Genomic DNA, 15,971 nt, shown 5'->3' with positions numbered 1-15,971 from the left:
CAATACGGGTGCTTTCATTGTGCCCTTGCGTGGCGATTCATACGTGCTTGCGTGCGGCAGCCGCTCCTACCGAGGCAACAAGTCAAACGCCTCTGCCAGCAGTTGATACGACTTCAGCTTAGCCTCAAAATCGTGTGTAATGGTGGCCACCATAAACTCCGTTGTATTGTATCGCTCGCTCATCTGCAGGATTCGTTCCTTCACCTGTTCCTTGGTGCCCACGATCATGCGCTTGCGGTTTTCCTGAATCCGGTAGCGGTCATAATCCGTATAGGGATAACGAAGCGCCGCCTCGACGGAAGGGGTGCCCTGACTGCCGCCCCCTTTTTCCAGCAGCAAGAGGGACAGGTCGAGACTGGAAGCAATTCGATTCGCTGCTTCTTCGGTCTCGGCACAGATGACAAAGATCGCCACCATCGACTGCGGTCGATCGTTTACGAGGGACGGCTGAAAATGTTTCTGGTACCACCGCATGGCCTCTTCGCCGCCTTCCCCGTTGATAAAATGGGCAAAGGCAAACGATGCTCCCCGCTCGGCGGCCAGTCTGGCGCTCTCCCCGCTGGAGCCGAGCAGCCACAACTGGGGCACGGTGGGGACGATGGGCGTTGCCCGCAGCCCCGGAAACTTGTGGTTCTCGTCAATCGTGTCGTACAAATAGCCGATCAGATCATCCAACTGCTCTGGGTATCGGTCGATGCCCGCTACTTTTCCCTCCTGCAGTGCTCTTGTGGCGAGCGGCATGCCGCCAGGTGCCCGGCCTACTCCCAGGTCGATCCGGTTGGGGTGCAGTCCTTCCAGCACGCGAAACGTTTCCGCCACCTTGTACGCGCTGTAGTGGGGCAGCATGACGCCGCCAGTACCTATCCGCATGTTTGTGGTGACCGCCGCCAGATGGGCCACCAGGACTTCCGGGCTGGACCCGGCCAACCCCAGCGTATGGTGATGTTCCGATACCCAAAAGCGATGAAAGCCCAGGCGGTCCAGTTCACGGGCCAGGCGGACGGTCTGGGACAGCGCCTCCGGGGCCGTGCTGCCCTGGGCAATCGGGGATTGGTCCAGTACGCTCAAGCGAATCATCTTGCTTCTCACCTCTCCCTTATGATTTCACGTTTTTCCTCCGACAGGCAATAAACCAAGTGTACCCGAGTGCAGTTTGGGCGTCGCAAGGCAAAAGAGCTGGCGCTTCTCCCCGCCCGTGCTGCGGCAGTAACGAAAAAACCCTGCCTGTCCGCCATTACGCGAAAACAAGTAGGGGCTCGATACATATATTTATAATGATGTTCCTCGGTTCACAGCCTTCGCCGATCCCCGCAACGACTATTTCAGACCGGCTTCTACCTCTTTCACCATCTCCGCGACAGAAATCAGTCCGCCGCCGGACAGGTACCAGTAGTTCGGGTCGAGATAGACCACATTTCCTTCTTTATAGGCTTTCGTGTTTTTGACCAGTTCGTTTTCGACCACTTGTTTCGCCGAAGACTGGCCGCCTACGGCCGCCCCTCTGTCCACCACAAAGAGGTAATCGGGATTTTTCTCCACGATGTATTCAAAGGAAATGCTTTGCCCGTGCGTAGAGTCCTCGATGTTCGTGTCCACCGGCCTGAAGCCAAACTCGTCGTGAATCAAGCCGAAACGGGAACCCGGTCCGTAGGCACTTACTTTTCCGTCGTTGGCCAGGATGATCAGCGCATTCTTGTTGCTGGCCGCTGCTTTTTCATGCAGCTTCTTGACGGATTCATCCAGTTTTTTCAGTTCTTCTTCCACAACAGCCTGTTTGTCAAAGATGTTTCCAATCGTCTTGGCATTCTCTGCAAAAGACTCCATGTACCGCTTCGTGTCTATCCCCAGGTAGATGGTCGGGGCAATCTTTTTAAACTCTTCATACAGGTTGGCTTGGCGGGCGGAAATGATAATCAGATCGGGCTGCACTTCGCTAATTTTTTCGAAGTCCGGTTCTTTCAGGCTGCCCGCATTGACGTACTTCTCATCGTTGTATTTGGAAAGGTACGGCGGAAGATTGGTTTTGGGGAGAGCCGCCACCTCAATGCCCAGTTTGTCCAGCGAATCCAACGTACCGTAGTCGAAGACAACCACTTTCTGAGGATTTTTCTTGACGGTTGTTTCGCCCAGCTCGTGCTTGATCGTCAGTTCTGCGCTTTGTGCCGCGCCCGATCCTGCCCCCGCTGGCTGACCGGAGTTGTTCGATCCGCATGCAGCCACAAGGACGGCTGCCAGTAACGACATGAGAATTACAGACAGTTTCTTGGTCACTCTGCTCACCTCTATGATTGTTTGTGTATATTCAATAATTTGATGGCTGGACTTCACGGGCGCAGGCCCTGCGGATGTGTATCACCGGAGATGTGCAGGCGGGGACCCTTTGCCCGCGTCGGTCAAACCATCAAATAATTGAAACCGTTAGGGATGTAACTCATGCGTAATAGACACAGATCTTGTTTTGATCGATCTCCTTGATCTGAATATCCATGTCATAGATGCTGCGCAAGACGTCAGGCTGAATAATCTGGTTCGTGCTGCCTTCCTTGATGACTTTGCCGTCCTTGAGCGCGACGATATAGTCGGAATAGCACGAAGCAAAGTTGATGTCATGAATGACGATCACGATGGTCTTGCCCAGTTCGTCCACCATTTTCCTCAGGGTCTTCATGATCTGGACGGAATGCTTCATATCCAGATTGTTGAGCGGCTCGTCGAGGAGAATGTATTCCGTGTTCTGGGCGATGACCATGGCGATATAGGCCCGCTGCCGCTGCCCGCCGCTCAATTGGTCCAGGTATTTGTGCTGGATCTCCTCCAGTTCCATATAGCGGATGGCTTCATCAACATAGCGCCAATCCTCCTCGGAAAGTCTGCCCTGCGAATAGGGAAAGCGTCCAAAGGAGACCAGTTCCCGTATCGTCAACCGCAGACTGATGTGATTGGACTGCTTGAGGATTGAGATTTTCTTGGCCAGTTCGCCGCTTTTCCACTGACCAATTTCCTGGCCGTCGATGTATATCTCTCCCTGATCCTTGGAAATCAGCCGGCTGATCATGGACAGCAGCGTGCTCTTGCCTGCCCCGTTCGGGCCGATAAACGACGTGATCTTCCCTTTTTCGATGGTGACCGATACATTTTCCACCACGTTTTTCGAACCGTACCGTTTCGAGACGTTTCTCACATCTACCATGCCTTATTCTCCCTTACCAGCAGATATAGAAAATAGACGCCGCCAACGAAATTGATAATCACACTCAATGGCGTGGAAAAAGAAAAGACCCGCTCCACAACCAATTGTCCACCGACCAAGGCGATGATGCTGATAAGTGCCGAACCCACCAGCAGGTATTTGTGACGATAGGTCTTCAAGAACTCATAGGTCACGTTGACCACGAGCAGCCCCAGGAACGTGATCGGTCCCACCAGTGCGGTGGAGACGGAGATCAGCACCGCGACGACGATGAGCAGCCGTTTGACCACGTAATCGTACTCGACGCCCAGGTTAATCGCCTGCTCTCTTCCCAGGGACAGGACATCCAGGTATTTGACAAACCGCGCAAAATAGAACAGCACGAGCACGACAGCGATACAGGCGAGGACGAGGATCTTCGTATTGACGTTGGCAAAGCTGGCGAACATCCTGTCCTGGACGACGAGAAACTCATTGGGATCAATGAGCACCTGCATGAACGTGGTCATGCTCTGGAACATGGTGCCGAAGATCAACCCGATCAACAGCAAGTAGTAGATGTGTTGATTCTCCCGCTTAAACAGCACGTGGTACAGCACGCCCGAGAACAGAATCATGACCCCTACGGAAAGGAGAAAGTTTACATTGTGATTCATCATCGTCAGGGTCTTCGAGCCAAACAGAAAAATGATGACCGTCTGGATGAGCATGTACAGCGAATCCAAACCCAAAATGCTGGGGGTCAGGATTCGGTTGTTCGTAACGGTCTGAAACACGGTCGTCGCCAGGGCTATGGCGCCGCCCGTCAAAAGAATCGCCAGAACCTTTCCCAGCCGTTTCGGCAGGACGTAGTCCCAATTGCCGCCGAGTTTAATAAAGAGAAATACGCCGACCAGTATCACACAAACCGCGGCCAGAGCGCCGACTTTTGCTTTATCCCCCATGTGCCTGTCTCCTCATCAACAAGTACGCAAAAATGCCGCTTCCGATGACCCCAACGGTAAGACTGATGGAAATCTCGTACGGATAAATAATGATCCGGCCGAGTATGTCGCAAAACAGGACGAAGACTGCACCCAGCAAAGCCGTGTGAGCAAGGCTTTTCTTCAGATGATCGCCCAAGTAGAGGCTGACGATGTTCGGGATAATCAACCCCAGGAACGGAATCGTTCCCACCGTCAATACCACGGACGACGTCACCAGAGCGACGATGATTAACCCGACATTCACCACTTGCTTGTAGTTCAGCCCCAGGTTTTTGGAAAATTCCTCTCCCATCCCTGCTACGGTAAACTTGTTGGCGTACAGGTACGCGAGGATGAGCAGCGGAATGCTTATGTACAGCAGTTCATATCTGCCTTTCATAATCATTGAGAAATCCCCTTGGAGCCAAGACGATATGTTTTGAATCAGGTCGTATTTGTACGCAAAAAAGGTAGAAATGGACGTAATGATGTTGCCAAACATCAGCCCCACAAGCGGGATAAAAATGGAGTCTTTCATCTTGATTCGATCAAGAATTTTCATAAACACGAATGTTCCGATTAGCGCAAATGCAAACGCAACAATCATCTTTTGCAGAGGACTTGCGCTCGTAAAGAGCAGCAAGGATACCAACACACCCAGCCTGGCCGAGTCCAGCGTTCCCGCCGTCGTCGGGGAGACAAACTTGTTGCGGCTGAGCTGCTGCATAATCAATCCGCAGATGCTCATACTCGCGCCCGCCATGATAATGCTGATCAGTCGAGGCAGCCTGCTGACCAACAAGATCTGCGCCTGGTCTTCACGAAGGCTGAACAGATCCAGCGGGGAGATGTCCTTGACGCCGATGAAAATGGATGTAACCGATAGTGCGATAAGCGCAGTAAACAGATATCTCTTTTTCATGTCGCTTCCTTACTCTTCCCTGATCGACTCGGGATGTTTTCTCGCGGATAAAAGCCACTGCCACCAGCAATGATATTAATTATCATTCTCATGACAGGTACTATTCTAACACGTTCCGGGTATCTGTCAACAGCGTTTTTGGAAAAAAGCGCCGTATCAATGGGTTGTATGTCCCAATATTTCATATCACGTTTTCCCATGAAAAAAGACACCCGGTCACAGGTGTCTCAGCGTGTAGACAAAGGTCGCGGCGCATGGGAGATCGGGCCCGCTCGCTCGCTTGACGCCCAGCACAGAAGCGGATGAAGTCCGCTCCAAAACGAGACGCGGGCAGGGGACAAACATCTGGGTGTTTCGATGAAGTGAGACTTGTGTCCCCTGTTGATCCCCGCGTCTTCGTTTTTATGCTGAGTCGGTCGTCAAAGGAGCTCGCTTGGCCCATCACTCCATGCCCGAACTTTATCTCCACCTTCGGTTGATCAATATGCAGGCCTTCCGGCCTGGAAATCATTTTCTTATGGACGCTTATTCAATGAACCGTTTGTCTTCAGTCTGAAACACCCGGTCACAGGTGTCTTTTTTCGCGGAATGCCGTCATCGGTGCGGCTAGCTGTGCAAGCTCCCCTCCAGACGGGCGGCAGGGCGGCAGGGACCTACCGGGAGCTGGATCAGGCAGGTTTGGCCGCGTGAGGCGATGCCATAAATCCCGTCGCACACATCCGCATCGTATCCAAGCAGCGGATGCCCCGCCATTCCGAGGGCTGTTGCCGCCAACAGCACATGCTGCACGAGCATGCCCGCTTCCATCTGTTGAATGCGGTATCCCCTGTAGCCCAGTGCCGTTTTGAGGTGATCCCGCTTCCCCGCCAGATGCAGGCATAGCGGGGTTTGCAGCAGATTGACGTTGTCCAGCGTCATGGCCTGTTGGAGCGACAGCCGATGATCGCCGGGACGTTCCAGCTGCAAGGCATGCGCACCGCTGTCATAGCGGTAGGCACCGTCCGGGATTCCTTCCACACGATGCAGACAGAGATAGAGCGAGATGCGAGGGTGAGGATTCGCGCTGCTGCCGTCCAAATCATTTCGGTAGGCGAAGGAAGCAATTGCCTCCCGCAGCATTGCGGCCAGCTGCTCCTGGCTTACCCGGCCCAGCACGAAGTCGATCCCCGGCGAATGCCGCCCTCTGCACGCTGCTGCCAGGTCATAGACCAACCGCTCTGCCTCGGGCAGGAACACCGCCCGCCCCTTTACGGACTCCTGCCTCTCACCCTCTATCTGCACAAACGCCCGTGTCGATTCCAGCAGGGAGGCTTCGTTCATCCTGACCAGCATCGGATACGGGCGGACCCGCTGCGATCGGACGTAGTGCTCATGCGCAACAGGCATCAACTCCCGGCACAATTCACTGGCCGTGATCACCTCATCACTCCCCCTGTCAGAAAACCAGGTCATCCCCGGTTCCACTGACAGCGGAATGACCGCATATACGCTCTCGTCCTGTTCGGACAGTCCGAGCAAATGGTTAATGGCCCTGTCAAGAAACTGGAAGTACACTCCGGCCGAAAAGCCAAATCGTTTCGCCACCTCCAGCATCTGCCCGATCAGCACTCCGGCATCCAACCCCTGCAGCCGGTAGGAAAAGTTATGGTATTTAAAAAAATTTTTCCAAAACACCGTCGAGACAAACACCGTGCCGAAGCACGCCGACACGTCACAGCGATTGCCGAGAGCCCTGGCGACATAGGAGTCAAAATTGCCTTCCCGCAGCAGCACCAGGCGGTGATGTGCAGCATCGTAATGATAGACCCCTGTCGGCAGTTCCATGATTCGCAAATACAGGTACAATTCGTTGGGATACAGTGCCCCGCCGGAAGGAACAAAGCGCCGGAACGCATGCATCACGCCGCCTTCGCATCCCATTCCATCCCCGGGATAGTCCCATTGGCTGACCTTGGTCAGCCCGTACACATACCAGAGAAAATGGCCGATGTCGGACAGCGCAGGCGTTCCGGTCACTTCCCGTCCTATCAGCGTCAGCGGCACTTCCGCCGAAAGCGGGACGACAGGCAGGCCGCGGTAAAGTTTATACGCGAGAGGCGCGTCGCTCCAATCCACCTCCCAGTCCGGCGGCTCAAGCCTGTCAATGTTACCGTGCAGGTGGTGCAAAAATGAATCCAGACGCATAAGACTTCCTCCCGTCCGGGATTATGGAAACGGATGCGGATGGGGATTGAGCTGATCCGGTGTCAACGGCTGCCTGACATATCCCAGCTCCATGGGGACACGCAGCACCCGGTCCAACCCTTCCAGGCGGGTCAGGTGATACCCGAACGTCATCGGCAGCATCCCCGGAATCAGCACTTTTACGCAGTACAGGCTGTTTCGCCGCATCTCCGGTGTGGTCTGGTCCACCACGATGACATCGAGGTTTACGCGCCGAAATGCCTGGAGCATATCCTTCAAGTCATCGGTCAGGTCGGCCGACTTCTTCTGCTGCGGAAATGATTCGTCAAACGTGTGCAGCGGGCGGTCTTCATTCAGCAGAAAAGCCAGGCGCTTCTCCGCTTGCGGCAACCCGTACAGCATGGAGTGGTCTTCCATCTCCTGCACCAGAAACGGATCGTCCAGCATTCGCTCATACTTCTCCCGGAACGCCGCAAATTTGCCGTCAATCGTCCCCATCATGTCAGCCAGTTCGTGGACCGCCCCTTTCACCGCCCGGACCGGGTCCGGATGAGCTCCGGCCGCACAGATGAGATTCACTCCTGTTTGTTTTCTGTTTTTGGCCAGCACCCACACGCTTGGTATGCCGTTCTCCATCGTCGCGTTGTAAAAATGCAGGTCGTAGCCTCCCACCGTCTTCGCACGCTCGATCATCAATTGCAGTTCCGTATCGTCGAGGGAATCGGGGTCAAGGCGCGGAAGCGGCAGCTGGGCGTACCAGGTCATCAGGAACGAATCGCGCTCCACCACTTCCAAAATGCCGTAGAAGATTGCTTCCTCCAGACTTCCCCCCAAGGCGCATCCGTTGGACGTCTCATAGACGAAGCCGTCCCCGTAATTCAGGCTGTAATAGGCCAACAGCTCCGGAACCAGAATCGGACGCTCCTGCATGCAGGAGTAGCCCCACACCCATTTGATCGGGCGGTCAGGGTCAAACGGTCGGTACGGAAAATCAGGACGTGCGTATTGATCCTTGGCGTGCACCCCTACCGTGAGCGGGTTGAGCGCTTGATCGGCAAGGTTGCGGTAGCTGTCGTACACGACCGTCCGTTTGCCGCGCGGTTCCAAACCGCAGTACCGCTCCAATCCCTCCAAAATCGCCAACAACTCGCTTTCCGCGAAGGAATGCGTCCGCCCCGCCGTCGATTCGTCCCCCACAAACAGCGGCAGATTGACGCTGACAACGGCAAACGGCGCCTCGTAGTTGTTCCGTTTTCCGTTGAGCAATCCCGTCCGGGAATCCAGGTAGTCCCTGCTCAGAACGTCTTTCAGCTCATCCAGCGAACGGCAGCGGTACCTGTCGGCACTCAGCTTGGGGCGGGGTGCGAGCGAAATCTGCGCCGCCATCGGTGAATCGTCGGGCAGTTCACCGCAAACCGGGCACAGCGGGTCGGGCAGAAAAAAGTGACGCGAGCTCTCCAGCGTTTTCAGGTTGACGAGACAGACGTGTTCTTCCAGGTGGGCCTGCCCGCCCTGCAGCACCCGTTCGGCTTCGGCGATGAGCAGGTGAGCTGTCTGCAGCATCCCGGTCCGCGACGCCCACGGGTCCCGCGGCATTCCTCCCTGCTCCGCCAGCGCCTGTTTCCATTCCCACATCTGGCTGCGATCTATTCTCGCCACGATCCGCCGCAGGTCCGCACACTGGGAGCAACCCGGCTTCCCCGGGCGCACCAGCGGTCCGATTACGGCTTCGCCGCATGCGGCAAAGCCCCGCAGCCAGGGAATGCCGGCCGGTTGAAACAGCGCCTCAGCCTGCTTATGGACAGCAGGCTCCCAGGTATCGTGCAAAACCAGCACGAGGTCCGCCGATTCCGGCAAGCTGGTTTTTACGTCGGCATGACGAACAATCCGGTATTGAGAGGACAATGCCCTGCTCACGAAGTCGGCCAACAGCCCTTCTCCAACAACAACCACACCAGCACTCACCGGGACTCCTCCTCTCGCACCAGCACGCCAAACACCCCTGCCAATCCTTCGCGCAAAAACGGCTCCAGCGCCAGATCACAGACCAGCAGCCGCTTGTTATTTCGTCGCAGCACCTGCAAAGCGGACTGCACAACCATGACATGATCGTCCGCTTCACACGCCGGGATGCTCAGGCTTTGCGGCGTCTTGTCTGCCAGCAGCACGTCGGGAACCTCCACCGCCTGCATCCCGGAGTGCGCCGCCTGGTTCTGCGCCTTTTGCAGCGCCTGCTGCAGCGACTGCCGCAGAGCTGACGCCACGTGGAACCCCACGCTGCCATACCACCGGCCATTCAAGCCGACCCACACCACGGGGAACCCGCAGACGTCCTCTCCCAAGCCGATCAGCGGCGCCTCCTGCATCGTGGTCAACGCCTGCAAGTAATAACGGCAGGGCTCGTCTGCGACCGTTTCCACCCGCAGCAAAGAGATGCGCGGCTGCTCGCTTGCGTATCGTCTCCTCAAGGCCTCGGTCAAACACTTCCGCAGTCCCCGGCTTACGCCTTCTGCTGCTGTTTCACCTGCTCCAATGCCGATACATTCATCCGGTTGGAGCGTGATCTTGTCGGCCTCCTGCTCGGCGGAGAGCGCCGACAACAGTCGATCAGCCAATTTCGTCACGTACGCCTCGATCCCCGCAAGCCCCGCTTCCCGCCGCGCCTCATCATGCGTCAACCCTGTACAAACCACTGCCGGCTGCAGGCGATCCGGCCCCTCCGCCAGCGGATCGACAGCCTGAACCACGCACTGTGCCAATGGAATCTGCCGGGTATCCAATGGTTCCCACACGTGCAAAATGCCGGTTACCGGCGATGTGAGCCGGCTGAAAACCGGAGTCAATCCGTCCGTATCCCGCCTGCCGGCATCCCGTTCAAGCGGCAGATCGGAAACGTTGATCCACTCGATTGGTTTACAGCCCGTCACCAACGGATGGGGCAGGAACGAATGCCAGCTTCCTTCCAACGTCTCCAGGTCCAACAGAAAGAATTGCGGCTCTGGCCGGAATACGCCTGCCGCCGTTTTGAACCATTCGAACACCATGACATTCGCCAGCATGGCTGCCGCGGTGGAGGAAAAGGCGTGCTGCTTCGGGTCTTTGCGCACTGACGACAGGTGCAGGCGACGCCACGCCGACTCCCAACATCCCGCACTGTCAGGATGCACCAGCGGACCGGCCATCCCTGTCTCATGGATGCACAAAGCCGGGAGGAACACCTTTTTTTCCTGCCTGCAAATGTCTTGAAGAAGACGCAGTTCCTCGACATCCCCCTTTTCTGACACGTACAGGATCGCATCAAACGGCTGGACAAACTCCCGCCAGGAGAAGACTCCCCCTTTTTGCAGCGAAATGGCCTCCAGTGATACCTCAGGGTCTTCTTTTCGTGCATGTTCCGCCAGTTCCGCCAACCGCTGCCGATTGGTGACCGCCTCATCCGTGATCAGTACGTGCAGCCTGGGCAGTCCCGACTCCAACAATGCCGCTGCCAGCGAGAGCAAAAACGTGCCGGCGCCCGCCGCAGCCACCCTGGTCTGACGATACGTCTGAAAGCGGTAGGCACCCGAGTCCGCGAAACTGTCCAAAAATTCGATTTGCTCCGCATATCGTTTGCGTATCCCTTCCGGCAGTTGATGCGGCCGATCCCGGCTTACATCACGGACAAAACCGTTATTGTACAGCACCTCTGCAATCTCATACACCCGGTTCCGGTGCGGGGCCGGCAGTCCGTCCGTCAACTCCTCCAGCGTATGCTCGCCATTCAACACCGGCATCAGTTTTTCCATCCACTGCAGGATCGTCCTGCCTTCCATGTAAAGCGAGCCGACGTTGTTCCGAACATGTACTCCGCCGGATGGATCGGGAAGAAAAAACGTATCTCCCTTCACTTTCAGACGCATCGAAGGCTTCAAACCTGTCATCCCCATGGTCCCTCCCGTTCGCCGTGCTGACTATGCGCATCCATCCCACAATGACATTTCGTGTTCATCATATGTACCGCTATTTGTCCTTCTTGCCTACTTTGTGGGGAGGGCTTCATTAGACCGCCCGCTTCCTTGACACGAATCCTGACAGGCCCGTCACTTCCAACCGAACCCGTCGCTTCCAACCGAAAAAGAAGCCGAACCCCTTGCAAGTGAAGGGATTCGGCTCTTTTTCCAATCATGACAAGCACGATATTCGGGCTATCCCCAGCACCGTGCGCACCGCGGGAAGAAGCAGTTGTGGCAGCGTGGGACAAAGCAGTTGAAGCAGCGCGGGAAAAAGCAATTGGCGCAGCGTGGGAAGAAGCAGTTGCGGCAGCGCGGGGCAAAACAGTTGCGGCAGCGTCCCCCACATCGCCCGCAGTTGAATTGAGCGTATTCGTATTCCGGATTTTCATAGGGAACCATTTCGCTCGCATGAAATTCATCCGCTTCCAAGTTTCTCATTTCCTTTTTGAAATCGTCCAATTGTGATACCTCCATTCAAGAATTGACCTGGATATTTAGGAACGGCCATCGTCAAAAGCTTTCACCGTAAGCGTCATACACGTCGTAGTAGCCTGCGTACGGGTCAACATAATCAACGTAGTCCAGATATTCGTCATAGAACGGCGCCTGGTAGACAACCGGCACGTAAGACAGATAGGGCGAATACATGACCTGATACGGGTGCGGCCAATAATACCACTGCGGATCGTACACGGCTGCGTCGTAAGGTATATAGCCATGTTGGCTTTCAACGGGTGTGCTGCTCAATGAAACCTTTCCCCTTTCACCATCTTTCTGATTGCTGCTACAGTGCACAATATTCCGATTTCCCAGATTGGTTGCCTGCCCATATCGAATTGGGCGTTTATCTAACACGAAAGCCACTCCAATACACAGGAGTGGCTTCAGTGTGTAGACAAGGTGACTATTGCAAGGAGAACACGTTTCCGTCATCCGCTCCGTGCTCGCCCAGCAGGGAAGCACAAACTGTACGCTCCGCATCGATTTGCGGGGGATCGCCAAAGCCGCATGGCTACGCAGCCCGTTCAGAGGTGGCGCTCCTTTTTCCCGCAAATCGCCACTCCGCTCGGTAGGGCTCACAAATCGCTCTGCCTGGAAACGTGCTTCTCCTGCGGTACAATCGGTTTGTCTTCAGTCTGAGCCACTCCAATACATAGGAGTGGCTTTCGGTTGTTCGATGGGTGATGATACCCGCTGCGCGCTACTCGTAACGCAATGCGTCAATCGGTTTCAACCGCGCGGCTTTGCGGGCCGGGTAGACCCCGAAGATCACGCCGACAAGCACGGAAGAGAGGAACGCGTACAGCATCGGCGTCACACTGACTGATGTGGCAATGCCGGCAAACTGCCGCAAGCCGATAGCAGCGCCGACACCCAAAAGAATGCCGATGATTCCCCCCAGCAAACTGATGGTCACGGATTCGATCAAAAACTGCCGTTGAATGTCCCAGCGTTTTGCTCCGAGCGCTTTGCGGATGCCGATCTCACGCGTGCGCTCCGTCACCGAAACCAGCATGATGTTCATGATCCCGATTCCCCCGACCACCAGCGAAATGGCGGCAATGCCGGACAACAGGGCGGTCATTACACCGGTCACCTCTTCAGCCGTACTGAGAATTTCCGATTGCGACCGGATTTGAAAGTCGTTTTCCTGGCTTGGCCGCAGGTTGTGCTGGGCTCTCAGCGTCAGCTGAATGTCAAACTGCGCCTGAGGCAGCGCCTCCGCAGAGACGGCCGACACGTAAATGCTGCCCACAAACCTGCCTCCGGTCAGCCGGTTCATGGCTGTTGTAATCGGGACGATCACTTTGTCGTCATTGTTGGTCATTCCCGTACTGCCCTGACTTTTCAAAATGCCGATGATTTCAAACGGAATCCGGTTGATCTGGATGGTCTGTCCGATCGGGCTGGCATTGCTGTCGCCGAACAAATTGGCGATCACGTCCGGACCCACTACTGCTACATTTGATTGTCTCTGCACTTCCAGTCGGTTAAAGAACCGGCCCTGCTGCACCTGTACGTTCCGCACCTGGGGATATGATTCATTGGTGCCTTCGAGCGAGGTGGCGTAGTTTTTGTTTCGCCAGACGACCTGAGCCCGCCCCGTCACACTGGGCGAAGCTGCTGCGATGGAACTGTTTTTCGTGAGCGCTTCACTGTCTGCCAGCGTCAGGCTGTTTAACGAACCGGCACCCAGGTTGATTTGCCCCCGGGCAGTCTGGCCGGGCGTCACGATGAGCAGATTGCTCCCCAAGGCGTTGATTTGCGACGCCACGTCGGCGGAAGCACCTTCCCCGATGGCCACCATCGCGATGACGGCGGCAACCCCGATCACGATGCCGAGCATGGTCAGCATCGAGCGCAATCGGTTTGTTTTGATACTGCGCAAAGAGACGCGCAGGCTTTCCGCGAAATTCATACCTTCACATCCTCAAGGTTGGCCCGTCTCTGCCGGGCAACCGCTTCGTTTGCGATGATCTGTCCGTCACGAAAGCGAATGATCCGCTTGGCATGTTCGGCAATGTCGGGTTCGTGTGTAACCAGCACGATGGTCTTGCCTTGCTCGTGCAGCTGCTGAAAAATGCTCATGATCTCAATGCTCGTTTTCGTATCCAGCGCGCCTGTCGGTTCATCAGCCAAAAGCAGCACGGGATTGTTGACCAGCGCCCGGGCAATCGACACCCGCTGCTGCTGCCCGCCTGACAGTTCGTTCGGCTTGTTGTACAGCCGGTTGCCCAATCCCACGCTTTCCAGCGCCTGCACGGCTCGTTCGCGCCGTTCCTTCGCGGGAACGCCCGCATACAGCAAGGGCAGTTCCACATTTTCCACCGCGCTGGTACGGGGGAGCAGATGAAATTGTTGAAACACAAAGCCGATCTTTTGATTGCGAATGATGGCCAGCTCGTCGTCATCCGCCTGCGACACGGGGTGACCATCCAGGTACAGTTCGCCCGACGTAGGTTTGTCCAGACAGCCGATCAGATTCATCATCGTCGATTTGCCGGAACCGGAGGGACCCATGATCGCCGCAAAATCCCCCTCCTCGATCACCAGGTTTACCCCGCGCAGCGCTTGAATTTCCTGATCACCGATAACGTACGTCTTCTTTACCTCTTCCATCTGAATGACCGGTTTCATCTCAACGATTCCCTCTCATGCCGCCGCCGAATCCTCCGCCGGGTCCTCCGCCAGGGCCTCCCATCCCGCCAAAGCCCGGGAAGCCTCCCATGCCGTTTGACCTGCTGCTGGAGCCGGAGGCGGCAGTGTTCTCAAAGGTCAGGACCACTTGATCCCCTTCCTGCAGACCGGACGTGATTTCCACCCGGTCAGAGCTGAAGTAACCGATCGTGACCGGCTGGAAGCGGAAGCGGGCAGCGTTCCGGCCTGCTGCTGCGCCTCCTGTTTGTGCAGCGCCGGCCTCACCCTTGGCCGATGCGAGGTACACACCATCTTTCCCGTTCTGGGTTTTCAGGGCAGCTGCAGGGACGTACAGCACATTTTCGTGCGTTCCCACTTCGATGCTCGCGTTGACGGTCATGCCGGTTTTCAGTAGGCCGTCCTTGTTGTCGACGGACAGGAGCACCTGATACGTGGTGACCCCCGAATCGGTCGTCGCTTCCGGATATACCAGCTTCACCTTTCCGGCAAAGGTTTGATCGGCATACGATGAGGTGGTAAAGCTGGCCGACAGCCCCGCCTTCACTTTGCCGATGTCGCTTTCGCTGACGTGCGCCAGCACCTCCAGATTGCCGGCGTCCGAATTATCCATGATGATGAACGGATTGGACGGGCTTTCCCCCACATTTCCGTTTATCTGCACAATCACCCCGTCCATGGGCGCTTTGATGGTTGTGTCCTGCAGGTTTTTTACCTGCTGCTGCCACTGCGCCTCCGCCTGTGCTACTGCGGCTTGTGCAGACTGCACAGCCGAGGAGTCCGGCCCCGCTTTGGCTTCCTGCAGGTCGGCCACCGCCGTTTCATACGTCGCCCGCGCCTGTTCCAGTTCGCTCTTGGCTTTCGCTTGTGTCTGGCTGCGGGCCAGCACGGCGCTGTTGTACTCCAGCTGCGCCTGATCCAGACTGCTCTTTGCTTGCTCATACTCGCTTTTGGAAATGATGCCCTGAGTGTACAGCGCGCTTTGCGTGTTGTAGGTCCGTTGCGCGTTCTCCAGATTGGCTTTGGCCTTTTCCACGTCGTAATCGGCCTTTTTTGCGTCGTAACCGCTTTGGGCCGCGTCCAGTGCGGCCTTCGCCTGGTTCACCTTCGCCTGCAGCGCGTTGATTTCCGCCGCGGTCTTGGGCTTTGTCGCTTCAGCCAAATGGGCCTTGGCGGACAGGAGATTGGCTTCCGCATTCTTTACCTGCAATCGGGCTTCCGAATCGTCCAGCTCGGCCAGCACTTGCCCGGCCTTGACACGGTCGCCGACGTTCACACGGATCGATTTGATGACTGCATTGCCGCTGGAAGCAGACAGCGAAACACGCTTGGAGGCCTGCACGGTTCCCGATGCAAAGACCGTTTCCGTTACATTTCCCCGCTTGACGGTCTCCACGCGCATCACGGAGGCGGGGCTTTGCGAAGACGCCCATTTCTGGTAGGCAAAGGTTCCCGCCCCGCCCAACAGGACAGCGACCAAGCCGATCGTCACGACCCGTCGCCTGTTTTTGCCGGGCAAGAACAGTGCCAGATTTCTCTTGGCATACTCACTCACGCAGCAT

The 15,971-nt window shown here is 56.2% G+C and carries 13 protein-coding genes; all 13 read right to left on the bottom strand.

The window, feature by feature from the left end:
* Positions 1-66 precede the first annotated feature (66 nt).
* The 13 genes from KDN35_RS12285 to KDN35_RS12225 all read right to left on the bottom strand — a co-directional run bounded on the left by KDN35_RS12285 (position 67) and on the right by KDN35_RS12225 (position 15,964).
* Entirely contained in the window at positions 67-1,077 is a 1,011-nt protein-coding gene (locus tag KDN35_RS12285) for an LLM class flavin-dependent oxidoreductase (protein WP_171566289.1), read from the bottom strand.
* Positions 1,078-1,317: 240 nt separating this feature from the next.
* The gene (locus KDN35_RS12280; protein ID WP_171566345.1) at positions 1,318-2,244 is read right to left on the bottom strand and encodes a siderophore ABC transporter substrate-binding protein; all 927 of its coding nucleotides are present in this window, start codon (positions 2,242-2,244) and stop codon (positions 1,318-1,320) included.
* 187 nt (positions 2,245-2,431) lie between these two features.
* Complete coding sequence (locus KDN35_RS12275; protein ID WP_171566290.1) at positions 2,432-3,190, bottom strand: iron ABC transporter ATP-binding protein; 759 nt, start codon at positions 3,188-3,190, stop codon at positions 2,432-2,434.
* Positions 3,184-4,134 carry an iron chelate uptake ABC transporter family permease subunit gene (locus KDN35_RS12270; protein ID WP_171566291.1) on the bottom strand — a complete coding sequence of 317 codons (951 nt, stop codon included), beginning with the start codon at positions 4,132-4,134 and terminating at the stop codon, positions 3,184-3,186. Before KDN35_RS12270 ends, KDN35_RS12275 begins: the two co-directional genes overlap by 7 nt.
* Complete coding sequence (locus KDN35_RS12265) at positions 4,124-5,077, bottom strand: ABC transporter permease (RefSeq protein WP_171566292.1); 954 nt, start codon at positions 5,075-5,077, stop codon at positions 4,124-4,126. Before KDN35_RS12265 ends, KDN35_RS12270 begins: the two co-directional genes overlap by 11 nt.
* A 606-nt stretch (positions 5,078-5,683) precedes the next feature.
* Positions 5,684-7,261 (bottom strand): SagB family peptide dehydrogenase, encoded by a 1,578-nt coding sequence (locus KDN35_RS12260; RefSeq protein ID WP_212132823.1) that lies wholly within the window; start codon positions 7,259-7,261, stop codon positions 5,684-5,686.
* A 21-nt stretch (positions 7,262-7,282) separates the two neighbouring features.
* On the bottom strand, positions 7,283-9,226 hold the full coding sequence (locus KDN35_RS12255) for a TOMM precursor leader peptide-binding protein (RefSeq protein ID WP_212132822.1): 1,944 nt from the start codon (positions 9,224-9,226) through the stop codon (positions 7,283-7,285).
* Positions 9,223-11,181: a putative thiazole-containing bacteriocin maturation protein gene (locus KDN35_RS12250; protein WP_212132821.1), complete on the bottom strand. Its 1,959-nt coding sequence runs from the start codon at positions 11,179-11,181 to the stop codon at positions 9,223-9,225. The genes KDN35_RS12255 and KDN35_RS12250 overlap by 4 nt, the downstream gene beginning before the upstream one ends.
* A gap of 264 nt (positions 11,182-11,445) precedes the next feature.
* A complete protein-coding gene (locus KDN35_RS12245) occupies positions 11,446-11,652 on the bottom strand; it encodes a hypothetical protein (RefSeq protein WP_249179075.1) in 207 nt (68 codons plus the stop codon).
* Positions 11,653-11,763: 111 nt separating this feature from the next.
* Positions 11,764-12,000, bottom strand: coding sequence for a hypothetical protein (locus KDN35_RS12240; RefSeq protein ID WP_212132819.1), 237 nt, complete (start codon positions 11,998-12,000; stop codon positions 11,764-11,766).
* A gap of 454 nt (positions 12,001-12,454) precedes the next feature.
* Positions 12,455-13,672, bottom strand: coding sequence for an ABC transporter permease (locus tag KDN35_RS12235; protein WP_212132818.1), 1,218 nt, complete (start codon positions 13,670-13,672; stop codon positions 12,455-12,457).
* Complete coding sequence (locus tag KDN35_RS12230; RefSeq protein ID WP_171566299.1) at positions 13,669-14,391, bottom strand: ABC transporter ATP-binding protein; 723 nt, start codon at positions 14,389-14,391, stop codon at positions 13,669-13,671. Before KDN35_RS12230 ends, KDN35_RS12235 begins: the two co-directional genes overlap by 4 nt.
* 1 nt (position 14,392) lies before the next feature.
* Positions 14,393-15,964 carry an efflux RND transporter periplasmic adaptor subunit gene (locus KDN35_RS12225; protein WP_349290980.1) on the bottom strand — a complete coding sequence of 524 codons (1,572 nt, stop codon included), beginning with the start codon at positions 15,962-15,964 and terminating at the stop codon, positions 14,393-14,395.
* Positions 15,965-15,971: the final 7 nt, after the last annotated feature.

The organism is Brevibacillus sp. NL20B1, from assembly GCF_018195675.1.
Classification (GTDB): domain Bacteria; phylum Bacillota; class Bacilli; order Brevibacillales; family Brevibacillaceae; genus Brevibacillus; species Brevibacillus aydinogluensis.
This window is presented reverse-complemented; position numbering and strand designations above follow the sequence as displayed.